The sequence below is a fragment of the Vampirovibrionales bacterium genome, assembly GCA_016712355.1.
Classification (GTDB): Bacteria; Cyanobacteriota; Vampirovibrionia; order Vampirovibrionales; family Vampirovibrionaceae; genus JADJRF01.
This window is the reverse complement of sequence record JADJRF010000005.1, coordinates 1473138-1500107: the sequence shown is the minus strand read 5'-3', so window position 1 is coordinate 1500107 and position 26970 is coordinate 1473138. Positions and strand designations below refer to the sequence as shown.

Genomic DNA, 26970 nt, shown 5'->3' with positions numbered 1-26970 from the left:
CTTAAGGGCCGAGCTATCAGCGGAGTTTATTCGCCTGATTCGCCAGACGCGTCACTGTCGGCAGCCGTTTCAGGTTTTACAAACGGCGCGGGCGACTCCACAATGATGGTGAGAATGCGCGGGCCTTCTACTTCGTCGACGGTCAGGGCCAGATCTTCAAATCCGACGCGATCGCCGGCTTCGGGCTCCCGTCCCAGCATCCCGAACACCAGACCGCCCAGCGTGACGTATTCGTCTGTCGGGAAATTAAGATCCAGGGCGTCGTTCAGATCTTCGATATTGGCTTTACCGCTGATCTTGAGGCGATTGGACTCGAGAAAGGCGAACGGGGCTTCTTCTTCTTCGTATTCGTCCCAAATATCGCCGACGATTTCTTCCATCAGGTCCTCAATGGTGACAATGCCCGCAAAGCCGCCATGCTCATCGGCTACTGCGGCCATCCGCAAGCGACCGCGCCGGAACTCCTCAAGCAGATCGCTCACCAGCTTGGTTTCGGGGTAGATGTCAATTTCACGAATGAGATTGGCCAGCGGCGTTTGCGCGCGATGGGCCAGCACCTCGCGAAAGATATCGCGCGAATGAACAATCCCCAGAAGATCATCGATGGTTTCGTTGAACACAGGCCAGCGGGTATGGCCGGTTTCAATAATGCGCGCCGCCGCCTCTTCCAGCGGCGTATCAATATCAAAGTGCTCGACATCGGTCCGTGGAATCATCACGTCGCGCACCATCAACTCGCTAAAATCCGTCGCCCGGCGAATCAACTCTTCATCTCGCGGACGCAGCACCCCGCGTTGACGCCCCTCGTCGATAAGGGCTTCAAACTTGGCGCCCCACTCGGTTTCCGTCTCGTCGGCCAGTACCTCGATAAACACCTGTTCTTGACGAATAGCGCGAAACCGCCCGTAGAGCTTCTCTTTAATGCGCTCCGTGAGGTCGTCCACGTCTTTCACCGGCGTATTCGGCTCAACTTCGACGGTGAGATTCACAATCAAACCGGCGTGGCCCTGGTCGATGGTCTTGAGATCATGGACATGGGAGACCCCATGCAAACTCAGCACCAGCCGCCGAATATCGGCCTCTACTTTGGCAGGGGCCGCGCCGCCCAGCAAAATGCCCTTGTTATGGAAAAAGAGATTCCAGGCGAGCAAAAACAGCATGACGGAAATCACAATCGAGGCGACGGCATCAGGCACATGCACCCGGTCTGCGGGCAGCCATCCGGCTGCAGAGGCCGCCTGACCGCCAATCAGCGCAATAAACGCCGTAAGCGCGCCGAGAAAGGCGAGCGTATCCTCAAAAAACACATAGCGCGTAGTCGGGGCCTTGGCTTCACGCACATGACGATACCCCAGCGGGATGGTATTCCATAAAGTCGCCTTGACGCCCACTTCCGTCAGCACGGCGCGCGAGGCCGTCCAGATGGCATACACCTCAAAGGCCATGCTCAGCGCCAACACCACCAACGCCCAAAAGTAATCGGTGTGCCCGGTGGGCTGTTCAAAGCGATGAATCCCCTCGATCAACGCCCACGCCGCGCTCAAAAACAGAATAAAGCTGGCAAACAGCGCCCAGAAATTGGCTTCGAGCCCATACCCAAAGGGATGCGCCCGATCCGCCGTGCGATTGGCCCGCACCACGCCCACCAGCAGCAGAACGCTATTGAGCCCGTCGCCCAGCGAGTGCAGCCCTTCGCTAAACAGCGCGGCGCTGGGACTGAGCAGGAAATTCACGCCCAGCTTGAGCGCGGCAATCCCGAAATTCACGCCCATGCCGATCAGGCAGGCGAAGAGGGCCTGTCGAAACGATTGCCCCGCCGAACTGTCCAGCTCTGCGGCCGCACTGAGAGAAGACTGCTCAGAAACCGCCGGCGCGTCCTGTTTTATCCAAGAGTCGAACGAAGAAGCCATTAATGCCAGATATCCATCCTGTCTCCATGCGCTTGGCCTCTGACGCTCGGGCGCATTCTCAGGTGAGGGAGCGCGCATAACCGGACATCCGGCGGCCGATTGAGCGCCAGAAGTAATCCGAATCGCGACCCATCACCACACGAAAACACGTCCCCATTATAGCATCCCCTCACGCCCACGCGCCCGCCAATTGGAGGAGCAGCCGGGCACAACGCGCCGGAGCGCGCATTCGTTTCCCGTAAACAAGCGTCATCGCTTATTTTCCGGTGCGCGTACGCCAGTTATCTTCCTGATCCGGGTTGGTGGAAACGCGTCCGCTCGGCTTTGGCTTGGCGGTTTCCGGCGCAGCCGGACTCTGGGGGGGCGTCGTCGCCGCAGGCGTCGTGGCTGCAGGCGGCGGCGTCGCGCCCGTACTGGAAGTCGTCGAGGCGGGCTGATGGCGCTGATGATCGCGCAGCTCGCGACGCGTGATCGCGCTGCTATCGCCATCCCGGGCCGCCGCCGTGGTCACATCGGACTTGGACACGCCGTCTTTGCCATTATTTTCGCGAATCAGGCGCGCGGCGCGTTTTTCGTCGCCACTGAGCGCGCCGCCGCCGTCTGCCTTCAACTTCGCGTCGCGGATTTCCTTGCGGGTCAGCGCGCCGTTTTTATCGGCGTCCAGCTTGTCAATGACGCTCAGGGCGGCATCTGCTTTGGCGCTGCGGACCGCGCGTCTGCCCGATGCGCCGGTGTCCTCGTCAGAAGCGGCTTCTTCGGCGTCTTCGCTCTCGTCGGTCCTGGTCGACATCCCCCCGTTATTGCCCACGTCGTCCGAAGCGCTTTTACGATCCTCGTTAGGATTACCGCTGGTGACAGCTACCGCAGGCGCGGCGGTGTTGGACGTTCCGGCCTGAGCTGCCGTGTCAGCCGCATTCGCCGTGTTCGCCGACTCAGCGGCCCCGGTCGTCGACTCATCGGCGGACGACTTTTGAAGCATCTGACTGAGCATGTTAAAGATCAGCATCATCATTTGCATGAATTGCTGCCCACCGAAGGGCGCCGACGCGCCCGAAGCAGTAGGCGCGCCATAACCGGCAGGCGACCCGTTACCAACAGGTGCGCCATAACCAACAGGTGCGCCATAACCAGCAGGCGAGCCATAACCAGCAGGCGAGCCATAACCAGCGGGCGAGCCATAACCAGCGGGCGACCCGTAACCAGCGGGCGACCCGTAACCAGCAGGCGAGCCATAACCAGCGGGCGACCCGTAACCAGCAGGCGAGCCATAACCAGCGGGCGACCCGTAACCAGCGGGCGAGCCATAACCGGCGGGCGAGCCATAACCGGCGGGCGAGCCATAACCGGCGGGCGAGCCATAACCAGCGGGCGCGCCATAACCAGCAGGCGCGCCGTAACCGGCGGGCGAGCCGTTACCGGCAGGCGAACCCCCCATGGGGGGTGGCGCCAATGACCCGCCGGGAAGCGGGCTGCCATTGAGCTGGCCGTCATCGCGCATATCCGTTTGCACCAGCGAGAGGTAATTTTGAACCAGCGGATTGGAGGCTTGCGGCGCGTAGCCCGCGCCCCCAGACGCCGACGGTCCGCCGAAATTACCGTAACTGACCGGCGCGCCGTTCAGCCCGTACGTGCCATAGCCCGGCTGCACGCCGAATCCGTTGCCCGTCAGGCTGAATCCGCCTGCCACGGAGCCGTTCATGACACTGGTAGGATACATATTCGCGCCCATCTGCGCATATGGGTAGGGAGGCGCGCCATAGCCGCCAAAACCCGAAACGTTCGGATTACTCATTACTCGCTTCTCTCATATCCGTTCTAATCGCTCTAACCTGACTTTTCACGCGATCGCTACACGTAAAAAATCAATTCTTATAAAAATAAAAACAAATGCGATGCTCAAATTGCCTGCCGCTTTTATCCGATGGCTATGCGGCCGATACGCTTCTACTCCCAGCCGAGCGCGCGGCGGCGCCAAAAAATAAACGGGTCGGAAGTGTCCAACCCGTGACGCTGAATATCCAGTGGCGGCGGTCCCGCCACGTCATCTTCTCTTTGTGGTTTCTCAGGACGCTTGAGCAGAAGGCGTTGCGCTGACGTCAGCGCCCGAATGGGCTGCCTTCAGTAAAGTCTGCAGTTCGCCGGATTGCCGCATCGGCTCCAGCGTATCGGTATCGCCATAGAACACGCCGTTGATAAAGACTTTGGGAAGCGTCGGCCAGTCGGTCATCTCGCTCAGGGCTTGGCGCTTGGGGAAGTTCTCGAGAATATCGATAAAATGCGCGCGGCAATTGAGGCTTTCGAAAAACTCTTTGGTTTCCAGCGTAAAGCCGCATCGCGGAACGGCGTCGGTGCCTTTGCCGTAGACCAGAACGGGATAGCGGGCAATTTCGCCCTGAATTTCGGTGGTTAAAGCGTCCAGTTCGGTAGTGGCGTCCACAGGGGTCATTCTCCGGCAAGGTTAACGAGAAAATCCTGAAAAAGATGTTTTGTGAGGGGTTTAGTGTACACGTTGTGGGGCCAAAGATCAATAACTTTAACGTTAAGGTTATACTTGGACGTCCAGAGAGCCAGGACGCCTGCCTTCCCGCGCAGAAGCAGCCAGAATAGCAGGACGTGTTACGTCCCGGATGCGGGCGCGGTCTGCGAGCGCATGCGGACATCGAAATAGCGCGCCTGCGGATGATGCACAATCAGCGCGGAGGTCGACTGTTCGGGCTCCAGCATGAATTCTTCCGACAGGGCCACGCCAATACGCGCCGGATCCAGCAGCGCCACCAGCTTGGCCTGGTCTTCGAGATGCGGGCAGGCGGGATAGCCGAAACTATAACGCGAGCCCTGATACCCCTGCGCAAACAGGCGCTTGATATCGGCGGCGTCTTGCGCGCCCACGCCCCACTCGGCGCGGATGCGCTTATGCCAGTATTCGGCCAGCGCTTCGGCGCTTTCCACCCCGAAGCCATGGAAATAGAGATACTCCTGAAACCGGCCCGCCTCAAACAGGCGTTGCGCATGGGCGCTCGCCTCATGGCCGACCGTCACCAGTTGAAACGCAATCACATCCACGCGCCCGCTGTCGCAGCTGGCAAAAAAATCAGACAGACACAAACGCTTGACGCCCCCGCGCGGAAACGAAAATCGTTGCAGCGCCTGCAGCCGTTGCGGGTAGACCGCCGGGTCATACACAATGAGGTCGTTGCCCTCAGACTGGCAGGGGAAATAGCCATAAACCACGCGCGGAGTCAGCAGACCGCCCTCGATGGCCTCTCGCTGGAGCGTCTCCAGAACGGGAACGGCAGTTTCCATCAGTTCTCGCTGATACGCTTCGCTGGCCTTGGCGCCGCGCCGCATCTGCCACTGGCCCGCAAAAAGCGCCTGGCGGTTGATATAAGGATACACATCGCTCAGCGAGACGCTATCCACCACGCGCACGCCATAAAACGGAGGCGCGGGGATGGGATTGTCCTGGGCGATTTCGTCGCACCGGCGCGAGAAGCCCGGATCGTCGGGGGACAGGCCGACATGGCCGCCTACCGAGCCGACGGCCTGATAGGGCGCGCTGTCATCGCTCTGCGCAGAATCCGTCTCAGAAGACGCGGCGGCAGGGCTCTGCGGCGTGACGTCGCCCGCCAGAATCGCTTCCATCGCCCGCAGGCCGTCAAAGGCGTCCTTGGCGTAGAAAACCCGCCCGTCGTACACCCGCTGGCAATCGTCTTCGACAAAGCGCGGAGTGAGGGCCGCGCCGCCCAGCACCACGGGGATCGTCAGGCCCCGCGCACGCATCAGCTCCAGGTTTTCTTTCATGATGGCCGTGGATTTCACCAGCAGACCGCTCATCCCAATGGCATCTGCCTGATGAGCTTCAGCCGCTTCGAGAATCGCCTCAATAGGCTGCTTAATGCCCAGATTGACAACTTTATAGCCGTTATTGGTGAGAATAATATCCACCAGATTCTTGCCGATATCGTGGACGTCGCCCTTGACCGTGGCAAGCGCCATCAGTCCCTTGCTGACGTTCTCGCCGCCTGCCGTGGCCATGTGCGGCTCCAGATAGGCTACAGCCGCCTTCATGGTCTCCGCCGACTGCAGGACAAAGGGCAATTGCATATCGCCGGCGCCGAACAGTTCACCCACGGTCTTCATCCCGGCCAGCAGAATCTCATTGATAATGGTCAGCGGTTCCCATTGCGTCATTGCCGCGTCGAGATCGGCTTCAAGGCCGGTTTTTTCGCCGTTGATGATTCGGTATTTCAGACGCTCGTCGATGGCCTCAGGCATGGCCTGCTCCTGAGCGTCGGCGCTGGCTCCGGCGTTTTGCTCGTAATAGCGCATCAGTTCCATGAGCGGATCGCTGACCACGCTGCCATCGGCGGCAAAAATGCGATCGTCTTCAATCAGGCGCTGGCACAGCGTGCGCTCTTCGTCGGAGATTTTGTGCATGGGAATAAGATGGCGGCTGTTGATGATCGCCATATCCAGGCCGGCAGCCACCGCCGCGTGCAGAAAGACGCTATTCAGCACGTGACGCGCCGCAGGTTTCAGCCCAAAACTGATGTTGCTGACGCCGAGAATCGTCGAGACGCCGGGTAAATCCGCCTTAATGAGGCGAATAGCCTCCAGGGTCGCCTGTCCAGCTTTCCGGAACTCTTCATCGCCACTGCCCAGCGTAAAGGTGAGCGGATCAAACACCAGATCGCGCGCAGACATACCGCCTTGCGTCACGGCCAGATCGTAAATCCGACGGGCGACGGCGCGCTTCTTGTCGATGGTCTTGGCCATGCCGTCTTCGTCGATCGTCAGCGCCACCACAGCAGCGCCATACTCGCGACAATATCCGACGACGCGCTGAAGCCGCCCTTCACCGTCTTCCAGATTGATTGAGTTCACAATGGCCTTGCCCGCCAGCAACTGCAAGGCGGCTTCAATGACCGGGGCCTCCGTCGAGTCGATCATCAGGGGCAGGTCGAGTTGATGATTAAAGCGCGTGATAATTTCGCCCATATCTGCCGCTTCGTCACGCCCCACGTAGGCTGCGCAGACATCCAGCACGTGGGCGCCCACGCGGGTCTGCTCCTTGCCGATGGCGACCAGTCCATCGAAGTCGTTTTGCTGGAGGCGATCGCGAAACGCCTTGCTCCCATTGGCGTTAGTCCGCTCGCCGACCAGCAATGGCGGCGGGTCCGTCTGCATCGGCGTCAGCGCATACAAACTGGTGAGGGCTGACGGCGTTTGCGGGTCGCGCGCCGCCGGACGGACGCCCGCCACACGGTCGACGACCGCGCGCAAATGCGCCGGAGACGTGCCGCAGCAGCCGCCGACGATGCGAACGCCCCAATCGCCGACAAAGCGCGCCAGATGCTCGGCCAGCGCCTCAGGCGACAGATGATAATGCGCCTGCCCGCCGACATTCTCAGGAATCCCCGCATTGGGCAGACACGAGACCAGAAACGGGCTGTGCTCGCTGAGATATTTGACGTGACGCGCCATCTCTTGCGGACCCGTCGCGCAGTTCAGGCCCAACGCATCAATGCCAAACGGGGCCATAGCGGCGACCACGGCGGCAATGTCCATGCCGATGAGCATCGAGCCGGTCTGCTCCATCGTAACCTGCACGATAACAGGCAGATGCGCGCCTTTTGCCCGCTGGACCTGACGAATGGCGGCCAGCGCGGCCTTGCTTTGCAGTAAATCCTGACAGGTTTCCACCAGCAGCAGATCGGCGCCGCCGTCGATGAGGCCTTCAATTTGCGGCAGGTAGGCGGCCTTTAAATCTGAAAAGCGGATATGCCCCAGCGATGGCAGTTTTGTCGTCGGCCCGATGGATCCAACAGCCCAGCGCGGTTTAACGCTGCTGAACTGACGCGCAACGTCTTTCGCCAGAGCCGCGGCGGCGCGATTAATCTCATAAGTCTGGTCCTGGAGATCGTATTCGCCCAAGACCAGCGACGTGGCCCCGAAGGTATTGGTTTCCACGGCGTCACACCCGGCCTCGAAATATGCCGCGTGAATTTTCCCAATCACGTCCGGCCGCGTCTTGACGAGGATTTCGTTACACCCGTCCTGACCGTCGAAATCGTCGGCTGTCAGGTCGTATTGCTGGATACAGGTTCCCATCGCCCCGTCCAGAATGAGCGGGCGCTCGGCATAGGCGTCAAAAAACGGGTGCGGCATTGCGGCGCAGACTCCATCCGTCAAAGGGCGCGGCGCGTCGAATCCCCCAACGCCCGCAGGTCAATCTTGCGCATGGTACCCGTTTGCCATGGCTGTGGTCAATCGCAACCGCGACAACGCCCGCCAGCAGTCTGAAGCAGACAGTCTCAAGTTTCAGTCGCAATGGCCGATTAGTCTAAAAGCCCCCTTCAGACCCCGATGAACCGTGACGACGATTCTGACCTCTCACACGAGCCCCTTACTGTAAGAGCCCCTTGGGAAGTTATCTCAAGAGAAGTCGACGCCAATGACTGAATCCCGCCACGTTCAGCGTACGCGCGCGGCCGTTCGATACGCCGCCAGCCTGTTAACGGCCCTGACGCTGGCCGCCCCCGCCGCCGCCCTGCCCAGCGGCTGGCAGGTGGAAAGCGGCGACGTGTCGTTCGATGTCGTCAATGGCAATACGCTGAACGTCACCTCGCATCAGGCCCATGCGATTATCAACTGGCAGCAGTTTAATATCGCGCAAGGCGAAACCGTTAATTTTCTGCTCTCCAATAATCTTGCTTCGATTTTAAATCGAATTTCCGGCGGGGCCAGCGTGATTAATGGCGCGCTGAGCAGCAACGGGACCGTGATTCTCAGCAATCCTGCGGGTCTGACGTTCGGCAATACAGCCAACGTGAATGTCGGCAATTTAATTGCCACGACGTTGCACCTGTCCAGCGCCGATTATCTGGCGCAGAACTGGACCTTTTCGCGGCCCGACGGCGTGGGCGCAGGGCTCATTGACAACCGCGGCGATATCACCACGCAGCCCGGCGGCTTTGTCGTGCTGGCAGGCGGCGCGATTAAAAACAGCGGCAATATTTATGCGCCTGAAGGGCGTATTGCGCTTGCCGCTGGCGATGTCGTGCGTATGCAGGTCAGCCCGACGCAATCGGTTGAAGTCACGATCGATGAAAGCGTTAAAGCTCAGATTGACGGCCTGCAAAGCGCTATCGACAACAGCGGAACGCTTAGCGCGCAGGAGATTCGCTTAAAAGCCAAATTAATTGAAGCCCTGTACGCCAGAACCATTAATCATACCGGCGTGATGACCGCCAGCACTGCCAAAATTGGCGAAAGCGGGACGATTCAGCTACGCGCGGAAGGCGCGGACGCCTCGATTGTCGTGGGAGAATCCGGCGAACTCACAGCCAACGGCGCGGGTTCCGGCAATGGCGGCGCGATTACGCTGCTGGCCGACGCGCACACCCAGTTTGACGGTCTGGCCGAGGCCAAGGGCGGCGAGATTTCCGGCAACGGCGGCTTTATTGAGACATCCGGGACCCAGACGCTGCGCATTGGCCAGACAGCGCGCGTCAATGCGTCTGCGACAAACGGCGCCGCAGGCGAATGGCTGATGGATCCGACTGATATGACCATCCATGCCGGGGCCGGAGCCGATGACGCCTCGAACGTCTATGCCAATAATATTCAGGCGACGCTGAATACGGGCACCAGCGTGACCGTTCAGACTGCGGCTGCGGGCGGCGCGGCGGGCAACCTCACGGTGATGCAGGATACCAGCATCGCCAAAACTTCCGGCGGCGATGCGACGTTGACGCTCAAAGCGCATAACTCGATCCTGATGGACGGCGCGGCGGGCCATGGCATTAGCATTACGTCCAGCAGCGGCAAATTAAATCTGGTCCTCAACTCTGATACCGATCAAGGCGCAGACGCGGGCGCCGGCGGCGCTGTTCGGCTGAATTACGCCAATATCAACACCAATGGCGGTAATATTACCATCGGCGGCGGCGCGGACCCGACGACCCAAGCCGCCAGAGGAACGGCAAGCAATGACGACGGGGTCGGGCTTTTCCATTTCTCCATCCTGAATGCGGGCGCTGGCCATATCAGCATCCGGGGAGAGGGGAGGGCGTTAACCCCTTGGCACAGTACTATTCTCGGCGTTTATGTCGGCGGGGGCAGCGAGATACGCACGACGTCAGGGCATATCACCCTCACGGGCCAAGGCGGCGCGGGGCAATATTATAACCACGGGGTGATGATGGAAGACCCGGGCAGCTTAATTCAGAGCGATTCCGGCGCCATTACCGTCCAAGGCCAGGGCGGAAACGGCTCGTGGGACGAGAGTCACGGCGTGTACATCTCGAATGGGGCGCGAATCGAAAGCCTCAGTTCCGCGCCCATTGAGGTCACCGGCACAGGCGGCGCAGGACGGAACCTGAATATCGGGGTATTTTTATATCAAACAAACGCCCGTATCACCGGCGTCAACGGCGCCATTACCGTCCACGGCGTCGGCGGGGCGGGCTGGGGAAGCTTTAATGACGGCGTTGTGGTCTATACCGATAGCGGCATCGTGAGTACGGGGACCGGCGCCATCAGCGTTCTGGGCGAAGGCGGCTCGGGAGTCAGCAATAATTACGGCACGCTCATAGAGTTTAGCAATGCGCGCATTACCGGACATGCGGGCAATATTTCAGTCACGGGACGCGGCGGCTCCGGTTCCGGCAATGATCACCACGGGCTGCTGATATTCGATGACGGCGCCATCACCAGCGACGGCGCGGCCAATATCACGCTGACCGCCGTCAAAGGCGCCAACGCGTCTGTAGGCTTTGTCACGTCAAACGGCGTCAATATCGTTGGCGGCAACGCCATGACCGGCACTATCAGCATCGTTTCGGACAGTTTCAACGCGTCGAGTCTGGCCATCCGCAATCATGGCGGGGCCGTTCACATTGCCCCGTATACGCCCGGCGCCTCGATCGGAATCAACGGCGGCGCCGGAACCGTCCAATTAAGCAATGCCCTGCTCAACATGATTGACACCAGCGTCGCCAGCCCTGCAAGCGTTACGCTGGGAGACGCTTCTAGCGGAACCGGCCTGGTCACGATCGGCAATAACTGGGCGCTCGGCGGCTATAATTTTGACGTTCGGGCTGCGGGCGGGGCCATTACCGCAGGCGACATCGCTTCCGGCGCGCACGACATCACGCTGATGGCGCGAAGCGGCGACGTCACGCTCAACGGCAACCTCACCGGCGATGCCGTGACGGTCAGCGCGTCGGGCAGCATCCTGGACGGCAACGGCGCCGGCGCCAATATCACGGCCAGCAGCGCCAGCCTCAACGCAGGCGGCATTATTGGCGCCGCAGGAGATCCCCTCGATGTCGCCGTCTCCGGCGTTCTCACCGCACGCGCCAACGGCTCGCAAAACGGCTATGCCATCCGCCTGGATGGATCTGCGGGAAGTCTGGACGTATTATTGCCCTCTTCAGGCGGATCGTCCGCCGGGGGCTATTACTGGGAGGGCCTGGCGAGCGCAGGTCAGCCCGTCTCAACGCCGAGCGCGACGGGCAACGTACTGTTCAACGGCAATACGCTCGGCTCGATCCGCCTCGCCAGCGCCCCCGCGCCGGAACTGGGATTCCTGATGACGGATAAACTGACCCCGATTGCCAGCGTCGTGGCGCCCGGCGGGCTGTTCAGCGACCTGGGGCCCGCCCCGCCAGACTTCGGCCCGGTGATTGAAATCGGCGCCGATGGCCCGCTTGCGACGGCCCCCGAGCAAATCAGCTCTGAACGACGCCCCTAAGCGGTTTGTATTACAATAGCGCTTTCGCCCTGACGATGCGGAGGCGCGCGCATGTTTCACAGTTTGTACGCCCGATATCAGCAAGAGCTGAGCTCCCGCGAGCAGTCAACGAGCGCAGGGGGCGCTCAGCGGCTCTTCTGGCCCGCTTCGTACGCAGGCGACATTGTTCCTGCGTCTGCCGAGGGCTGGACGCTCACCGTGAACGGCCTTGTGGCGCGGCCGCAAGCCTTCACGCTGGAATCGCTCAAGACCTCGTTTGCGGTGGTACGACAATCGCGCCGTCTGGTCTCGGCTCAGGGCTGGACCGTTCGAGCCAACTGGCGTGGAATCCCGCTGCGAGACGTGGTTGCCAGCGTCGCTCCCGATCCGCAAGTCACCGCTATCCGCCAGACCGATGCCCAGGGACGGCGCGAATCGCTGCCTTTACGCGATGCGCTGACGGCCAACGCCTTGTTATGCATTGGCGTGGACGATCAGGATCTGCCGCCGCTGCATGGCGGGCCGTTATGGCTGGCGGTGTTTGATCGTTTTCATTACAAGGGGCTGGGCCAGCTCACGCAACTGGAGTTTCTGGGGCCCGTGTCAGAAGAGTCGCCCGAGGAAGGCCCGGCGCCCTATGAAGGATTCTGGCAGCAGCGCGGCTATTCGCTCAGCGGTGATATTACGCCGGGCGAGTATTATGCCTTCGATTTGGGCGAAACGCGCACGATTCGCCAGGTAGGCGAAATCACCTCGTACTGAATTAGATTGAATCCGGCGATTTAATCCCGGAATTTTTCCCGCCATAAAGGGCGGGCTTATCCTGCATTTGAAGGACTCTCGCCTACACTCTTCAATGAATGGCGCGCGCGCGCCGATACGCCGTTCATGAAGCAGACAGGAGACGCCTTGATGATCCGGGAACACGAGCTGAAGCGCGATCTCAAACGCGGATTTACAGGAATCGCGCTGACGCTCGCGCTGGCGCTGACGCTCGGGCTCGGACCAGAAGCAGAAGGCCGGGCGCCGCTTTCATCCTCCGCTGCCGCAGAGCCGTCTTCCGCCGTGAATCTCCCCCTGGCGCAGGTGTCTCGCGATGCGGCGATTCTCACCGCCTTGTCCCGCCTGCGCGGCACCGGCGCAGAACCGGCCCTCAGCGCGATTGTCAATCGCCATGGGCGGGTTATTTTTAAGGATTTACGCGAGATCAGCAAGCAGGTCAAGGATTTCGACGCCTTGAGCTGGATCAGCCCGTCCGGGCAATGGATGATTTTCATCAACGTCAAGCACCAGAGCGCGCCGCCGGAAGCGCTGGCGGCCTTAATCGCCCATGAGTCGCTGCACTGCGACCCGCACAATTCCATTGAAGAAGAAATCGCCGGGTGGACCCAAGAAGCCATGACCTGGAGCGAATTAAAACAGCGCCATGCGGCCTTGCGCCAGATCGCGCCCGGCGTCAGCCCGCTGGTTGACCGCCTCAACCGCTTGAGCGCCGAACGCGAGGGCGGCACGCTGGAAACGCTGGTGCGCAACAACAAAGGCTACCGCAATCTGGGCGCCTCTTCGCCCGGATTCACGCCGCAGGCGGCGTCTCAGGAGCGACGCTATCCCCTGACCCCGCCGCCTGCGCCCCGCCCCGCCTTTGAAATGAACGATCCGCCCGCAACATTCTGGGACAGCTAGGGGCTTCGATAAAAGCCGTCCGGACGCGCGAACGTTTGCGATCGCCATACGCGCGAACGGGTCGTCGACAGGCGCAGCCGTCCGCCCCAAAGCGAGGTTGTATGGTATAACTATAATTTGAGAGCGTCACAGGCGCTCGCGCGAAGCTCATCCCGGCCTTTGCCACGTCATGGGGTCGCTTTCTTTGGATTTCAGGATAGAGTCATCGCCGCCGCCGCGGCTGGATACGGGAGCGCCGCCCGCTGTAGCGTCGTCAAAGGCGACGCGCGCCTCGCTGACGCCGCTTCAAAAGCTGGCGGGCGTTCAACCCTCGGGGGCGACAGGCGTTGAAGCCATCAGCCCGGCGATTCAGCCGGCGACGCGCGCGCCTTCGGTAAACGCGGCGGCGTCCGACAAGTTGTTTTTCTCGTCGCAATCGACGCGCGCGCAAGTTGAACGCTTTGTTCAGGACAAAACCCTGCCGGGGGGCCTGGCGTTTGAATTCGTCCCGACGCAATCGCCCGCGCGGCGCTGGATTTTTCCGCAGCGGCTGACGGCTCTTGCGGCGTATCGACGCCAATCGCGCAAGCGGGTGGCGAGCGACGACGAGCGCAACGGACGCCAGAACAGCGGCAAGAAGCGCCGGGGCAAGGCCTCCAAGCGCGCAAAGCAGGACAGCGAGCCCTTGCCGTTAGCGCACGTGCGGCTGTATCGACTCGAATACGCGCCCGTGATGCGCCCGCCGCTCTTAATTGAGGCGCTCAAGCTGGATTTCGACAAGCTGCCCGCCCCGGAAGACGCTGCCAAGCCCAATGTGATGCTTACGCGCGACGGCGCGCTGATTCCGCACCGGCAGTTCCGCCGACAGGGCGTGACGCAGCGCCCGCGTCCGCGCGTGGAAAAGATCGTGCAGGCCCTGCGCGGAGCGTTGCCCGGCGGGGCGCTGAGCCGTTTCCTTCAGATTGACCCGAAAGGCACGGTGCGGCTGTTCGAGCAGTTTTCATTCAATCCGACCTTCCAGTGGGAGGACGCGCAAGGCAGTCCGCTGCGCGCGTATCACCTGGAGCGGCTGCCCAACGGCGTGATCGCAGAAATCTTCGTGAAGGAGCGACTCGGCGAGTTTGAGGGCGCCTTGCGCGACCCGGCCCTGCGTAAGCGCCTGCGCGAGAAGATTCTCGCCGAAGTTGAGCGCATGGAGGCTCAGGGCCTGACGCTGAAAACCACGCCTTCGCTGGCGCCGGTGGGCGTCCTGAGCGCTGGCCAGATTGCCCGCGTCTCGCAGGAAGGCGCGTCGAAGAATCCGTTTATGAAGCTGAGCGCTCATTTTCAGGCGCAGCGCTCCAGAACAGCGGCCGTTACAACGACTTCAGACGTAACGCCGGTCTTGGACGCGCCTGTTTCCACCCCGTCAGAATCCTCAGACAACCGCGAAGCGGCCCGCACGGAAGCGCTTCCTGCGCCCTAGTCGCGCGATTAATGCGACGGCGGGGGTTTTTCGACGGGCTCAATGGGCGCCGCGACGCGAACCGGCGTAATGCGCGCGCCTTTTTCCAGCGTCGGCTGAATATGCAGCGACGACGGCGGGGCCGTCTCCTTCGGCGCAGCGGCCTTGGGCGTGATAATGGTTTCTTTGGGACCGCCGCTGGCATGGGTATCGACGAAAATGACCTTCACCGGGCCGGTCTGTACGGCGTCTTCGCGCTTCTGCGCCAGCGGGGCCAGCGTCGGGGTCGCGGACGCGGCGGCGGGCGCCAGTCGTTTTTCCCAGCGGCCCTGCTGTTTGGGGTCCGTCTGGTTCGCAACCATCTTACTGTAGACGATGATATCGATGCGCCTGTTTTTGGCGCGTCCCGCCGGGGTTTTATTGTCGGCGACGGGCCGGGCGTCGGCAAACCCGGTGGCCGACAGGTACGCGGGGTCATAGCCCTGACGATAGGCGAAAAACCGCACGACGGCGCTCGCCCGAGCCGTCGACAACTCCCAGTTGGAAGGAAAGACGGCGGTCGCAATGGGCTGATTGTCCGTGTGGCCTTCCACCTGAATCAGGTTCGAGCCTGAAAAAGCTTTCAGGCGCTGGGCGATCATCGACAGCGCCTTGAGCGCGCGCGGGCGGAGAGTTGCGCTGCCGGGCTCAAAGAGCAGCGAGCTGTCAAAACTGACCTTGATGCCGCGCGATTGCACCGAGAGCTGGACGCCTCGGGTTTCCTGCTGCCCGTCCTGGCCGATATCGGGCGGTTTCAGACGATTCTCGCTGCGGATTTCCTCGTTGATGTCCTCGATGTCCGATTTCATATTCTGGACGCTCTTTTCCACGTCCTGAATCTCGCCTTTGGTGTAGGTCAGGCTCTGATACTTGTCCAGAACGCCATCGGCGGCGCCTTTGTTGTCGCTCAGCGGGTTGGGCTTCTCGCTGGGCGGCGATTGACCCTGCAACACGGACTTAATGCCGCTGATGATGCTTTCCTGATTAAATCCGTCGCTGATGGCCTTGGAGACGTCCTTCATCTTGGCCAGATCGGCGCTGGCAATGGCAAACAGCGCGGTAAACGTGGCGAACAGCAAGGTAATGAAGTCGGCGTAAGACACCAGCCACCGCTCCAGATTCTCGTGTTCAGGATGTTTATGCTTGCGCCCCATCGTCTCGCCTGTCGTCGTCGTAAGCCCGAGCGGGTTATTTGGGTTCCTGCGCGGTCATTTTCTTCGCCTCGCCGGCTGGCAAAAAGACCTTGAGCTTCTCACGGATAAAATTGGGACTTTCGCCCGCCTGAATCGACAGAATGCCCTCGATCATCATTTCGCGGCAGACGACGGCGGCCTTTCCCTTGAACTTGATTTTGTTGGCAATGGGCAAAAACAGCAGGTTGGCAGCGCCCACGCCGTACACGGTCGCGACAAATGCCACTGCGATACCCGATCCCAGCTTGGAGGGATCGGCCAGGTTCTGCATCACCTTGATTAAGCCCAACACCGCACCCAGAATACCGACTGTCGGCGCAAAGCCGCCGCCGGATTCCAGCACTTTGGCGCTGTGGCCGATTTCTTCTTCAAACATGCCCAGCTCGGTTTCGAGCAATTCGCGCAGCAGCGAGGGGTCCGTGCCGTCGGTCATCAACTCCAGCCCCTTGCGCAAAAAATCGTTGGGGATGTTCTTGATGTCGTTCTGAAGGGCCAGAATGCCTTCTTTGCGGGCTTTGAGCGCCAGCCCGACCAGCAGCTCGATAATTTCGCGCGGCTTTTCCTTGGGCGGCAGAAACACGCCCGGCAAGCTCTTGACGCAATCCATCAGCTCGTTCTGCGGGTGGCTGAGCAGAATGGCGCCCACCGTCCCGCCCATTACGATGATAAACGCGGTCTCTTGCAGAATCGCGTCCAGCCCGAGGCCTTCGAGCAATGCGCCGCCAAACACGGCCAACAGACCTAAAATCAAGCCAAGGACTGATGAAATATCCACGGTTGCGTCGTCGCCCCAACTCCCTGCAGCAGCCCCCGCGGCCGCTCGCCGTATTTATTATAGGGGGCGATCGCCGCGCGCGCGCCGTCTATGCACAATTAATAGAGCCAATGCCGGAGGGCGCCGCGCAAAAATCCTCCGCGCGCATGAGAGGCGCAGACGTCACACAGACCACATGGCCCCGCATCGTCCCCCCATTCTGGGAGTGCGCGGCGCAAGAGGCCCTGAACGCGACACGCGTCGCTCAACAGCCATTGCCGGGCAAGGCGAATCGATTGAATCCGGGCTGTTTTGAGCGCCTGCGCCCCAGGGGTCGGCGCTTGCGCCCATTGCGCACGACTCAGCGCCTCCTGATAATCGTCGCGGGTGTAGAAAATCACGCCTTCGACGGCGCGCGACTCGTTTTCGCGCACTTGAAACAACTGGGCGAGCGCCTCTTCCAGAGACACCGGAAATTGCCAGTACAGGATTTTTGAGGCGTCCTGCGGCGGCGGCAAGAGCATGCGATCGCACGGGCCGTGGGCGACCACAATGGCATTGCGCTGCGTGGCGTACGCATGCGCGACCCGCTCGCGCTCAGCCGACGGCAGCCGGTCATGATATGCAAACAGCGACTCGAAGCCCACGCGATGCAGGCGCGTCAGCAGGGCATTCGCGCTGCGGGCGTCTCGCGCGCGAATCAGCGCGGAGCCCACGCGAAACAGTCCGCCCATGTTGCCTTTGCCGACAACGCCCGCCAACGTACGGCACAGGGCGTTAAATTTCTGACGCTCGGTAAGGGCCAGTTGCGCGCTCAGACGGGTTTGCGACAGCGACGGGGTCTCCTGCACGGCATAGAACGTCTCGCGCGATGAAATAAGGCCGTTGGAAGCGCTCACCCGCCGCAAGAGCGCATTGCGCCGCGCGTCCGACAACGGCGCCGAGAATAGCGCCAGAGGGGGCTTTTGACGCAGGGCGCCCAGCGTCTGAAGCGCGCGATCCTCTCCGCGCGACTCGCCATAACCCGGCAACAGGCGATGCGCATCTTCGATGGCGAGAAAACTCACCCGCTCGCGCGCCAGCACCGGCAAAAAGCGAAACGAGCAGAACGACTCCGGCGTGACAAAGAGCAGGCGAGCGCGCTGACGGTTGATTTCTTCAAACACGCTTTGCTGATGCGCCGCCGTCGCCTCGCCGCCCAGCCCCAGTACGTCAGGCGCGTCGTAGCCCGCCGCGCGAATGGCGTCCAGATTACGGCGCAAGGCGAAGTCGTCGACGCACAGCACGATCGCCAACCCCGACAGCATCATGGCCGGAAACGCATACAGGGGCGTCAACGGCGTCGAGAGCGGAAAGCTTCCCACAACGCTCTGTTTGTGGAAAATAGAATCGAAGAGCCGCTTTTGCAGCGATTCCGGCGCGGGCGCCTGTTTGAAGAATTCCGCCATGTCATTACTGTAGCACAATCGCCCTGCCTGACGGCCTTTGCGCGCGGCGCGCGCAGGCAAAACGCACGGCGCCCCGCCTGCGTTTCTGTCGACCCCAACCGGAGACCCGCCTGAATGGGACTGCGCGGCGAGTTGCGCCTGCCCGGCGATAAATCCATCGGCCATCGCGCGTTGTTATTGTCGGCCCTGTCGCCCGGCGAAAGCCATATCGCGCATCTGCCGCCCAACGACGACGTGCGCGCCACGCGCCAATGCCTCACGGCGCTGGGGACCCGCTTTGAACCGCTGGGCGACGACGCCTGGCGCGTGATCGCCCCTGCGCGCTGGACCCAGCCCGACGGTGCCGCCGCCACGCTGGATTGCCTGAATTCCGGCACGTCGATGCGTCTGCTGTCGGGCCTGCTCAGCGCCCACGCCTTGCGCGTGACGCTCACTGGCGACGAAGGCCTGCGCCGCCGACCGATGGCCCGCGTCATCACGCCCTTACGCCAGATGGGCGCAGATATTGCCGGTGCGGCAGACAACACGCGCGCGCCTCTGACCATCGCGCCCGCCCCGAACGGCTTGCGCGGCATCGACTACGCCATGCCCACGGCCTCGGCCCAAGTGAAATCTGCGCTGCTGCTGGCCGGACTCTTCGCAGAGGGCGACACCCGCGTGCGCGAGCCCTACCCCACGCGCGACCACACCGAGCGGATGCTACGTTTCCTCGGCGCGCGCGTCTCTCACGCGCCGTCAGATGGCGCCGTCTGCGTCTCGGGCGACCCCGAACGCCGTTTTTCGCCCGTGAATTGGACGGTTCCCGGCGATGCGTCGTCGGCGGCGTTCTTCGTCGTTGCAGCGCTGCTGAGCGACGGCTCGCGCATCCGACTGCGCGATGTCGGGCTGAATCCCGGTCGAATCGGGCTATTTGAGGCGCTGGATCGCGTTGGCGCAGGGCTTGAATTTGACAATCGGCGCGACGTCTGCGGCGAACCGGTCGGCGATATTCTGATTGAAACACGCGCTCTCAAAGGCGATCTCACCCTCGAAGCCCAGGACGTGCCGTCTATGATTGACGAGTTGCCGATTCTCGCAGTCGCCGGGCTCTATCTTGACGGCACGCTGACCGTGCGCGGCGCCGAAGAGCTGCGGCATAAGGAATCTGACCGCATCGCCGCCATGGCCGACGAATTCGCCAAGCTGGGCGTGTCGATGGACGTCTTCGACGATGGCTTTCGTCTGGTCGGCGACCCGCAACGGCGTCTGCCTTCTCCGCGCGAGCCGCTGTCGGCGCACGGCGATCACCGCGTGGCGATGGCCCTGCGCGCGCTCAACCGCATCGCCTCGCCGGATGCGCGCTGGCCGATGACAGGCGCCGAATGGGCGAGCGTCTCGTTTCCGGGATTTCAGGAGGCGCTCGACGCGCTGGGCTAAGCCCGGCAGCGATGCCCCTCTTTTAAAGAATCCCCACCCCAGAAATCCCCTCATCTCAGAAGGCGCCTGCCATGACGGAACCCCAAAACCTCAACCGCTTCGCTCAGCGCAAGCTGTCAGATTACAACACCTTTCGCTGGTGGTTTTACCGCCTGTCCTGGAGCGGCCTGTGGATCCTGTTTCGGCTGCGCTATGATCTCGTCATCGTCGGTCGCGAGCATATTCCGCGCGACACCAGCCGATTTATTGTCGCCGCCAATCACGTGTCCAATTTTGATCCGGTTTGCGTGGGGCTGGCCATTGATCGCTATAACACCGCGTTTCTAGCCAAGCGCGAGCTGTTCGTGCATCCGGTCATGGGCTGGATTATGGATCATCTGGGCACGATCGCCGTCAACCGCGACAAGGTAGAAATCGCCACCGTCCGCGCGGCCAAGCTGGCGCTGGAGGCCAAGGGCTGGTGTATGGGGCTGTTTCCAGAAGGCACCCGGGTGAAGGACGGCAAGGTCAGCGATCCTAAAAAGGGCGCGGCCTTTATCGCGCGGGCCACGCAGGCCCCTATTCTGCCTGCGGCCGTAACGCACACCCAGCGCGGTCGCGGCAAGCGCTTGCTGGTGACGTTGGGCGCGCCGATTCCTTACGAGGGTCAAGACGTCGACACGCTGACCGAGATTCTCATGCATCGCATCGAGGCGCTCAAAGCCCAAGGCGAGCAATGCGCCGCCGATCGCGCCTCTTAATTCCCTTCCTCAGAACGCGTCGCCAGAATTTATTGCCAGACAGCCTTGCGCGTGAGAACCTACTTGCGTTGTCGTAGATCTTGTTGTCAACTCACGACTCTGCGAGGTTCCCTGCCATGATCACTTCCCCCCTCTCCGCCGCCCGCTTCGGCTCTACGTTTGTCCTAAAAAACCCGCCCATTGAGCAACTGGGTGAGGCCATCTTCAGGGCGATGCGTCAGGAGCCCAACGGCATTCGTTTGAATGCGGCTTCATTAGACATCCCTGCTGGAGACGGCGACCTCAGCACCGTTATTATCCCCAATACCAACGGATCCCTAGAGGGCGACCGCGCCTTTGCGGTCACTGCGTACAGGAATGGGCTCCAACTCGTCTCGGTATCGGGGCCTTTTGCGGCCTCCCCGGATGCTTCCGATCAGCGATTGATTTTAGACTTGAAAGGGTAATGCCCCCCCGCGTCGCGCGGGCAAATCACGCATCCTTGCCAGACGGCTTTGGGCATGAGACTCTACTCACATTGTCGTAGATCTGCTTGTCCGATCAAAACGCTGCGAGGTTCCCTGCCATGATCACCTCCCCCCTTTCCACCGCCCGCTTCGGCTCCACGTTTGTCCTGCCCACTAATCCATCAACCCTATCAAGACTGGGCCTTGTTATGGTAGACACACCCCAACCCCTTTCAGTCAAATCTGATCGATTGAATAAGGTCTTAACCGTCGACGTCCCGGATGGTTTCCCAACCATGGATGCCGACCGCACGTTCGCTAACGCCTTAATAAATCATGGTTGTAGAGGCGTAAAAGTCCTGGGGCCTTTTGCCCGTAGCAAAAATCCAAAGGACCAAAAGGCTTTGTTGCTTCTGAACGCTTAATGCATCCCCCCCTGCGTCGCGCGCGCCGCTCTGATGATCGCCCTCCGCTTTGGCTCTGAATTCAAAGCCCTGTCGCCCCGGCCCGCCGACACGGCGGTAAACGTTCTGGACATTGCGCGCGCGCATGGCGAGGGCGTGCAGTGGGAAATCGATAAGCACAATTGCATCACACAAGTGACGCTGACGAATCATCAGGGCATTGACGCCGATCGCTGTCTGTTGGCGGCCTTGGCCGGTCTTGGGGTGCGCTGCCGCATCAAGGGCCCGATCGCGAATCAGCCTGATCCGGCGCTCCAGAGCCTTCTTGGGCAAGTGGCGCGCCCACCCGTTGACCGCCGACGGCAAGCATGAGAACCTACTTTTGTTGTAGCAAATCTTGAGATTTTCGCGAATGCTTTCCCCCAATTTGCCTCGCTTCGGGTCGACGTTTACCTTTCCCATCCCGCGAAAGCTCGATAGCAACCTCAAATCCAAACTAAAGTGTATCGAAGATTATGCAGGCCAATACACGCAGCAAGTCTTACGCACTGATAATGCCTTGACCGTCATTATCCCCAACGGTTTTTTGGGCGATGATCTGGGCGCGGATCGCGGGTTTGCGTTTGCGGCGGCCAATTTAAAAATTAAGGGGGAAGTGGACGGGCCTTTAGCCCAGAGCTCTTTCTCGCTCGATCAGGAATTAGTTTCCGCCCTCCGGGCCCCTCATCCATATTAATAACCGTCTTTACGAGCTTCCCCTATGCTTTATTCAGCAGAAAGAATCACCCCATGAACCCCCTTCCCCCTGTTCGCTTTGGGTCGACGTTTAAAGTCCATCTCCCAACACATTATGCTCCTGTGAAGCTCGTTGAGACGCAGGCAACGCTCGTAGGATGGGCGAAGGATACATATAAGGCAGATCAGGCGGAAGTAAACCCCGACGATACCATTACCATCCGCTTCCCGAAGACTCATCAGGAAACCTTCGTTCAGGGCTTTTTATTAACCTTGAAGAACCTAGGCTTCAAGGCAGCAGTAACAGATCTCCCCAACAATCAGGATCCCTGGGTCCAACGTGTGATTCAAGCTATTAAGCCCCCCACCCCGGCAGGAGCCCCCTCGTCATGACCCCGTTCTCTCCCGTTCGCTTCGGCTCTGTTTTCACAAACATTGTCGGTATGGAAACTATTGATAGCGCAGAATTGGCGAAGCGTACGAGAGGGCCCGTTGAAATTCGTTATCATCGTGACCAAGGCCAGCATGGGGTTACCTATGCCAACATTTCCAATGACCTCAAGGGAGGATTGATGGGCGATCGCATGTTTTTAAGTGCGTTGGCGGCTCAAGGCGGCATGTGCGACATACGAGGCCCCATTACCAACAGCCATTACCCTGACGACCAGGCCCTGCTGAGACAGGTCCAACGCGGCAGCAAGTCTTAGGCCCAGCGGGCTAGCGCGGCAGCCAGTGCAGGAATTCGCTGGCCACCCCTTGGCGCAGAATCACCCAGTGGATGTAATAGTAGGCCGTCACGCCGCAAAACAGGAAGCTGTCGAGGCGATCGAGCAGGCCGCCATGGCCCAGAAACAGACCGCCGGAATCCTTGACGCCCGCATCGCGCTTCATGAGCGATTCGGCGAGATCGCCCAGTTGCGCGACGACAATCAGCAACAGGCTGAGAATCACGGCGTGAATCCAGTTGAAATGCGGCAGCCCGGCAAACCCCAGCCCGAAGGCAAGACCGATGATCAGCCCGCCGACCGCGCCCTCGCGCGTCTTCTTGGGGCTGATGGCCGGATACAGCAGGCGACGCCCAAATAGCCGCCCGGCGTAATACGCCCCCACATCAGACATCGCAATCACCAGCGAGGTGAAAAACACATAGAACGCGCCCGGTTGCAGCCACGGGGCCAAATCCGGCTGCGCGACCAGATTGCGCAACAGGATAAAATGCATCGGCAGGAAGCCGACATAAAAGATCGCCAGAAACGTCGCGCCGATATCGTTAATCGAGGCGCGCGGCTGACGAAACAGCAGACGAATAAACCCGCTGATAATACCCAACGTCACGATCGGCAGAATATACCCGGTTTTGCCAAAGTGCGCCAGTAGAATCAGCGCCACGCCGACAGCCAGCACAATGGCCTGAGACGGCGAAACGCCCTTGGCGCGGTAAATGACCGTCAGTTCGCGAAACCCCTGAAACAGCGCAAACAGCGCCGCGCCCGTCCACCACCAGCCCCCGGCGAAAATGACAGCCGTCAGCGCGCCGGCCAGCGCAAAGCCGATGCCCACGCGCTGCGTCTTGGCCTTTCGCGGCGGACTGGGCGCGTCGTCGGCTTGCGAAACCGGCTCTTCTGGCGTCGACAGGTCGGTGATAGAGCTCACGCGCTAGATTTCCAGCACTTCTTTTTCTTTTTCGGCGATCAGGGTATCGATTTGCGCGTTATAACGGTCCGTGAGCTTTTGCAGGCGGTCCTGACGGGTCTTAAACTCGTCTTCCGGCAGATTCAGTTCTTTATTGAGGCGATCCAGATCGTTGGACGCGTCGCGCCGCACGTTGCGAACGGCAATTTTGCCGTCTTCACCCATCTTGCGAACCGATTTCGCGAGATCCTTGCGCCGGTCTTCGGTCAGCGGCGGGATGTTAATGCGTATCACTGCGCCGTCGTTATTGGCGGGCAAGCCCAATTCGGATTTCGCGATGGCTTTTTCAATCTCCGCCAGCCCCGATTTATCGTACGGCTGAATCACCAGCGTCTGACCGCCCTGCACCGACACGTTGGCCATCTGGCGAATCGGCGTCGGCGTCCCGTAATAATCGACCAGCACGCGGTCCAGAATCAACGGATTGGCGCGACCGGTGCGCACCGTGCCCAATTCGTTCTGAACAGCCCCGATGGCCTTCTTCATCTTGGATTCGGCCTGACTAAAGAGTTCATCGACTGTAGCGACCATAGCAAGCGACTCCCCATATCCATCCACATTGCAGGATTTCAGCGATAATCGCCTGCTATCTTAAACAAGACGTTCAACCGGCGCAAGCCGCCACAGGCCGCGGCCCTCGCGAAGCGCTGCGCCAAGGTAAACAAGGCGTTACTTGATTCGGCGCATCGGCTCTGGCTACCATAATCTCCAAACGACAGTGAGCCCAAACCACAGTTAAGAGAGTTGACGCGTATCCGCGCACGGGAGAGCGTATCCACATGCAGCAGTCTCTTTTTGGCAGTCTGGTCGTCGCCGAGCGCGAAGCCGCGCCCGCCAAGGCCGTTGAAGCCGCCACGCCTCTGACCGAGGCCCTGTTCACCGTAATTGATCTCGAAACCACAGGCCTGAATCCGCGCAAGAACGCCATTACCGAGATCACCGCCATCCAGTTCGTCAACGGCGAAGAGGCGGCCAAATTCACGACGCTGGTCAAGCCCACCGAAGAGATTCCCGACGAGGTGCAGGCGCTCACCGGCATTAATCCTGCCATGACCCTCGACGCGCCGGCGCCTGTTCAGGCCCTGAGCGAGCTCTGCCGCTTTGTCGGCGAGGCTCCGGTCATCGTGGGGCATAACGTCGCCTTTGATATCGGCTTTTTACGCGAGAAGCTGGATCAAACCGGCCTGGGCGCGTTCATTTCGCGTTTTGAGGTCACCCGCGCCGTCTGCACCAAAGTGCTGGCGCAGAAAGCCATGCCCGGACTTCCCAGTTATGCGGGCGTCTCGGTCGCCACCCAATGCGGCGTTTACAATCCCAACCCGCACCGCGCCGAATACGACGTGCGCATGAGCGCTGGCATTCTCTTTGCGCTGATGTCGCAACTGCGCGAGCGCGACAATCTGCGCACCGTCGCGGATCTGCTGACGTATCAGGGCCCCATCGCGTCTTAAGCGCCCTGCGAGGCAAACGTCAGCGCATCGAGAGCGTCTGCGGGCTGAAATAACGCAAAGCCCCTGCCGCAAAGCTGGCATCCTGCTCGGCCGTTCGAGGCGTCACTAGCCCCTTCACGTACAGAAACGGGAACGCGAGCGTGTTCAGCAACCGAGCCATTTCCAAATCCAGATAATAATTGGCGCCGTAGACCTGCTGTTCTGTGGCCTCAGAAGGCAAATCCGCCTCCACCGTCAGCAGAATTTCGCTCGCCTGACGCCAATCAGGCGCTGAAGATGGCTGTGCCGATTCGACCTCAAGTCGAAAGGGCGTTCCTAACTCTCCCTTACGGATCTGCGCCACGATCCCCTCGGGGCTTCGCGGCGCGGGCGCATCCGGCGATGGAAACGCCAGAGTAATCTGCCCGTTATCGTCGAAGCTAACTTCAGGAGGCCGCTCCGCCTGAGCCGGGGGCTGGCATTTGACCGCAAACACCCCGCTGAATCGTGGCAAAACCCGCATCGCAAACGCTCGCGTTTTAATAGACAGGATATCTCCCCTCCACTGTAGAAGCGCCGGACGCTCTCCGCCCCATTTTGTTACAAAAATTGACGCAATTGTCCCTGTTTAATTGTTTTTATAATACTTAGGGGTAGTGGTTTCAGAAGACGTGTTCGAGGGGTCAGAGGAATGACAGGACTTTACGCGAGTTATGGCGCGTCCGGCGCGAATCCGTTCGCCGGCAATCCATTCGCCATGGACTACGGTTATTCGCCCATCTACGGCAATCCGTTGTTGATGCGCGGGTATGGCCCGGCGATGGGATTTGACCCTCTCCTCTCGACCAGCGGCGGCTTCGGCGGCTTTGGCGGACTCGGCGCGAGCGTCGATGGCGGTTGGGGCGGATTTGGCAGCTTCGGCGGTTTTGGAGGTCTTGGCGATCTGGGCTTCGGCGGCTGGAGCGGCGATGGTTTTAGCGGCTATGGCGACGTCGGGGGTTTCGGTCGCGGCGGCCTTGGCGGATTCGGCGGATTCGGCGGATTTGGCGGATTCGGCGAGATGGGCAGCATCGGGATGGGCGCGGTGAACGGGGCGTTGTCCGGCTTGGGGCTGGGAGCCTTTGGCTTTGGCAACGACGCGTCTACCGCGTGTTCTACCGCATCGACCCTCGGCGGACTGATGGGCGGCCCTTTGGCAGGCGCGCTCGTCGGCGCCGTCTGTAGCGCGGTGGATGCGGCCACCCAGGGCGGCTTCAGCAACAGCTCCCTCGGCGGCATGCTCGGCAGCATTGGAAGCGCCATCGGCGCCATGGGCTCTCAGGCGCTGGAAGGTCTGGGCTCTTTTGGCTCGGCCATTGGTTCGATGGCCTCGTCGGCTTTAGAAGGCTTAGGGTCGTTCGGCTCCGCCGTTGGTTCAATGGCGTCGTCGGCGATGAACGGCCTTGGTTCAATGGCCTCAGCCGCAGTCGAAGGCCTTGGGAACGTGGGTTCCGCCCTCGGTTCGATGGCGTCATCGGCCATGGAGGGCTTAGGATCAATGGCGTCAGCGGCTGTCGAAGGCCTCGGATCTATTGGCGAGGCAGTGGGAAATGCGGTAGGCGGCGCAGTCGGCGCAGTGGGCGACGCCATTGGGGCCGTTGGGGATGCGATCGGTGGCGCTTTCGGCTCCTTAGGCGATGCCATTGGCGGCGCATTTGGAGGAAACTCCAATGCGGATGGCAGTAGCTCCAACGGAAGCAGCGGCAGCTCCAGCGGAAGCGGCAGTTGCGGCGGCACTGGCGATTCAGGTTCTAGCGGGGGCAGTTGCGGCGGCAGCGGAGCGGGAGAAGGCTCCGGCTCTGGAGGCGGCGATAGTAATGGATGCGAAGGCGGAGGAACAGGCAATGCCTAAACTACCGCTCCATGGTATTGATGAATAATC

Annotated in this window: 22 protein-coding genes; 12 read left to right on the top strand and 10 right to left on the bottom strand. The window is 60.9% G+C overall.

From position 1 onward, the window contains the following. Window positions 1-26: 26 nt before the first annotated feature. From IPK79_08295 to metH, 4 genes are all read right to left on the bottom strand, one after another. A complete protein-coding gene (locus IPK79_08295; GenBank protein MBK8190435.1) occupies window positions 27-1910 on the bottom strand; it encodes a cation diffusion facilitator family transporter in 1884 nt (627 codons plus the stop codon). 256 nt (window positions 1911-2166) lie between these two features. Next, window positions 2167-3702, bottom strand: a complete 1536-nt coding sequence (locus IPK79_08290; protein MBK8190434.1) for a hypothetical protein — start codon at window positions 3700-3702, stop codon at window positions 2167-2169. Between the two features lie 270 nt (window positions 3703-3972). Then, window positions 3973-4356 (bottom strand): glutaredoxin, encoded by a 384-nt coding sequence (locus tag IPK79_08285; GenBank protein ID MBK8190433.1) that lies wholly within the window; start codon window positions 4354-4356, stop codon window positions 3973-3975. 170 nt (window positions 4357-4526) lie between these two features. Further along, the gene (gene metH, locus IPK79_08280) at window positions 4527-8078 is read right to left on the bottom strand and encodes a methionine synthase (protein MBK8190432.1); all 3552 of its coding nucleotides are present in this window, start codon (window positions 8076-8078) and stop codon (window positions 4527-4529) included. A 286-nt stretch (window positions 8079-8364) separates the two neighbouring features. Here metH and IPK79_08275 point away from each other — a divergent pair, with 286 nt between their 5' ends. The 4 genes from IPK79_08275 (at window position 8365) to IPK79_08260 (ending at window position 14773) form a co-directional block, all read left to right on the top strand. After that, complete coding sequence (locus tag IPK79_08275; GenBank protein ID MBK8190431.1) at window positions 8365-11667, top strand: filamentous hemagglutinin N-terminal domain-containing protein; 3303 nt, start codon at window positions 8365-8367, stop codon at window positions 11665-11667. A gap of 51 nt (window positions 11668-11718) precedes the next feature. Further along, complete coding sequence (locus tag IPK79_08270) at window positions 11719-12408, top strand: molybdopterin-dependent oxidoreductase (GenBank protein MBK8190430.1); 690 nt, start codon at window positions 11719-11721, stop codon at window positions 12406-12408. 150 nt (window positions 12409-12558) lie between these two features. Beyond that, complete coding sequence (locus tag IPK79_08265; GenBank protein MBK8190429.1) at window positions 12559-13329, top strand: hypothetical protein; 771 nt, start codon at window positions 12559-12561, stop codon at window positions 13327-13329. A gap of 184 nt (window positions 13330-13513) precedes the next feature. Continuing rightward, on the top strand, window positions 13514-14773 hold the full coding sequence (locus IPK79_08260) for a hypothetical protein (protein ID MBK8190428.1): 1260 nt from the start codon (window positions 13514-13516) through the stop codon (window positions 14771-14773). 8 nt (window positions 14774-14781) lie between these two features. Here IPK79_08260 and IPK79_08255 read toward each other — a convergent pair whose 3' ends face one another. The 3 genes from IPK79_08255 to IPK79_08245 form a co-directional block, all read right to left on the bottom strand. Further along, entirely contained in the window at window positions 14782-15945 is a 1164-nt protein-coding gene (locus IPK79_08255; GenBank protein ID MBK8190427.1) for an OmpA family protein, read from the bottom strand. A 34-nt stretch (window positions 15946-15979) separates the two neighbouring features. Further along, complete coding sequence (locus IPK79_08250; GenBank protein MBK8190426.1) at window positions 15980-16759, bottom strand: flagellar motor protein; 780 nt, start codon at window positions 16757-16759, stop codon at window positions 15980-15982. 98 nt (window positions 16760-16857) lie between these two features. Next, window positions 16858-18351 (bottom strand): hypothetical protein, encoded by a 1494-nt coding sequence (locus tag IPK79_08245; protein MBK8190425.1) that lies wholly within the window; start codon window positions 18349-18351, stop codon window positions 16858-16860. Here IPK79_08245 and aroA point away from each other — a divergent pair. The 6 genes from aroA (at window position 18301) to IPK79_08215 (ending at window position 22634) form a co-directional block, all read left to right on the top strand. Beyond that, a complete protein-coding gene (aroA, locus tag IPK79_08240; GenBank protein MBK8190424.1) occupies window positions 18301-19602 on the top strand; it encodes a 3-phosphoshikimate 1-carboxyvinyltransferase in 1302 nt (433 codons plus the stop codon). The genes IPK79_08245 and aroA overlap by 51 nt on opposite strands. A 71-nt stretch (window positions 19603-19673) precedes the next feature. After that, window positions 19674-20342 (top strand): 1-acyl-sn-glycerol-3-phosphate acyltransferase, encoded by a 669-nt coding sequence (locus IPK79_08235; GenBank protein ID MBK8190423.1) that lies wholly within the window; start codon window positions 19674-19676, stop codon window positions 20340-20342. 116 nt (window positions 20343-20458) lie between these two features. Further along, on the top strand, window positions 20459-20788 hold the full coding sequence (locus IPK79_08230; protein ID MBK8190422.1) for a hypothetical protein: 330 nt from the start codon (window positions 20459-20461) through the stop codon (window positions 20786-20788). A gap of 458 nt (window positions 20789-21246) precedes the next feature. Further along, window positions 21247-21564: a hypothetical protein gene (locus tag IPK79_08225; protein ID MBK8190421.1), complete on the top strand. Its 318-nt coding sequence runs from the start codon at window positions 21247-21249 to the stop codon at window positions 21562-21564. 417 nt (window positions 21565-21981) lie between these two features. Continuing rightward, entirely contained in the window at window positions 21982-22320 is a 339-nt protein-coding gene (locus tag IPK79_08220) for a hypothetical protein (GenBank protein ID MBK8190420.1), read from the top strand. Further along, window positions 22317-22634: a hypothetical protein gene (locus IPK79_08215; protein MBK8190419.1), complete on the top strand. Its 318-nt coding sequence runs from the start codon at window positions 22317-22319 to the stop codon at window positions 22632-22634. Before IPK79_08220 ends, IPK79_08215 begins: the two co-directional genes overlap by 4 nt. A 10-nt stretch (window positions 22635-22644) precedes the next feature. Here IPK79_08215 and IPK79_08210 read toward each other — a convergent pair whose 3' ends face one another. After that, window positions 22645-23580 carry a phosphatidate cytidylyltransferase gene (locus tag IPK79_08210; GenBank protein MBK8190418.1) on the bottom strand — a complete coding sequence of 312 codons (936 nt, stop codon included), beginning with the start codon at window positions 23578-23580 and terminating at the stop codon, window positions 22645-22647. A gap of 3 nt (window positions 23581-23583) precedes the next feature. Continuing rightward, a complete protein-coding gene (frr, locus tag IPK79_08205) occupies window positions 23584-24150 on the bottom strand; it encodes a ribosome recycling factor (protein ID MBK8190417.1) in 567 nt (188 codons plus the stop codon). A 248-nt stretch (window positions 24151-24398) separates the two neighbouring features. Between frr and IPK79_08200 the strand changes: the two genes are divergently transcribed. Next, entirely contained in the window at window positions 24399-25070 is a 672-nt protein-coding gene (locus tag IPK79_08200) for a 3'-5' exonuclease (GenBank protein ID MBK8190416.1), read from the top strand. A gap of 19 nt (window positions 25071-25089) precedes the next feature. Here IPK79_08200 and IPK79_08195 read toward each other — a convergent pair whose 3' ends face one another. Beyond that, window positions 25090-25572 carry a hypothetical protein gene (locus IPK79_08195; protein ID MBK8190415.1) on the bottom strand — a complete coding sequence of 161 codons (483 nt, stop codon included), beginning with the start codon at window positions 25570-25572 and terminating at the stop codon, window positions 25090-25092. 168 nt (window positions 25573-25740) lie between these two features. Here IPK79_08195 and IPK79_08190 point away from each other — a divergent pair, with 168 nt between their 5' ends. Then, a complete protein-coding gene (locus tag IPK79_08190; GenBank protein ID MBK8190414.1) occupies window positions 25741-26940 on the top strand; it encodes a hypothetical protein in 1200 nt (399 codons plus the stop codon). Window positions 26941-26970 lie beyond the last annotated feature (30 nt).

Excerpts from the sequence above, each read along its gene's own strand:
- IPK79_08215 (MBK8190419.1), top strand. The coding sequence starts at position 22,317 with ATGACCCCGTTCTCTCCCGTTCGCTTCGGCTCTGTTTTCACAAACATT.
- IPK79_08295 (MBK8190435.1), bottom strand. The coding sequence starts at position 1,910 with ATGGCTTCTTCGTTCGACTCTTGGATAAAACAGGACGCGCCGGCGGTT.
- IPK79_08290 (MBK8190434.1), bottom strand. The coding sequence starts at position 3,702 with ATGAGTAATCCGAACGTTTCGGGTTTTGGCGGCTATGGCGCGCCTCCC.
- frr (MBK8190417.1), bottom strand. The coding sequence starts at position 24,150 with ATGGTCGCTACAGTCGATGAACTCTTTAGTCAGGCCGAATCCAAGATG.
- IPK79_08275 (MBK8190431.1), top strand. The coding sequence starts at position 8,365 with ATGACTGAATCCCGCCACGTTCAGCGTACGCGCGCGGCCGTTCGATAC.
- IPK79_08245 (MBK8190425.1), bottom strand. The coding sequence starts at position 18,351 with ATGGCCGATGGATTTATCGCCGGGCAGGCGCAACTCGCCGCGCAGTCC.
- IPK79_08195 (MBK8190415.1), bottom strand. The coding sequence starts at position 25,572 with ATGCGGGTTTTGCCACGATTCAGCGGGGTGTTTGCGGTCAAATGCCAG.
- IPK79_08190 (MBK8190414.1), top strand. The coding sequence starts at position 25,741 with ATGACAGGACTTTACGCGAGTTATGGCGCGTCCGGCGCGAATCCGTTC.
- metH (MBK8190432.1), bottom strand. The coding sequence starts at position 8,078 with ATGCCGCACCCGTTTTTTGACGCCTATGCCGAGCGCCCGCTCATTCTG.
- IPK79_08235 (MBK8190423.1), top strand. The coding sequence starts at position 19,674 with ATGACGGAACCCCAAAACCTCAACCGCTTCGCTCAGCGCAAGCTGTCA.
- IPK79_08225 (MBK8190421.1), top strand. The coding sequence starts at position 21,247 with ATGATCGCCCTCCGCTTTGGCTCTGAATTCAAAGCCCTGTCGCCCCGG.
- IPK79_08230 (MBK8190422.1), top strand. The coding sequence starts at position 20,459 with ATGATCACTTCCCCCCTCTCCGCCGCCCGCTTCGGCTCTACGTTTGTC.
- IPK79_08270 (MBK8190430.1), top strand. The coding sequence starts at position 11,719 with ATGTTTCACAGTTTGTACGCCCGATATCAGCAAGAGCTGAGCTCCCGC.
- aroA (MBK8190424.1), top strand. The coding sequence starts at position 18,301 with ATGGGACTGCGCGGCGAGTTGCGCCTGCCCGGCGATAAATCCATCGGC.
- IPK79_08265 (MBK8190429.1), top strand. The coding sequence starts at position 12,559 with ATGATCCGGGAACACGAGCTGAAGCGCGATCTCAAACGCGGATTTACA.
- IPK79_08220 (MBK8190420.1), top strand. The coding sequence starts at position 21,982 with ATGAACCCCCTTCCCCCTGTTCGCTTTGGGTCGACGTTTAAAGTCCAT.
- IPK79_08255 (MBK8190427.1), bottom strand. The coding sequence starts at position 15,945 with ATGGGGCGCAAGCATAAACATCCTGAACACGAGAATCTGGAGCGGTGG.
- IPK79_08285 (MBK8190433.1), bottom strand. The coding sequence starts at position 4,356 with ATGACCCCTGTGGACGCCACTACCGAACTGGACGCTTTAACCACCGAA.
- IPK79_08200 (MBK8190416.1), top strand. The coding sequence starts at position 24,399 with ATGCAGCAGTCTCTTTTTGGCAGTCTGGTCGTCGCCGAGCGCGAAGCC.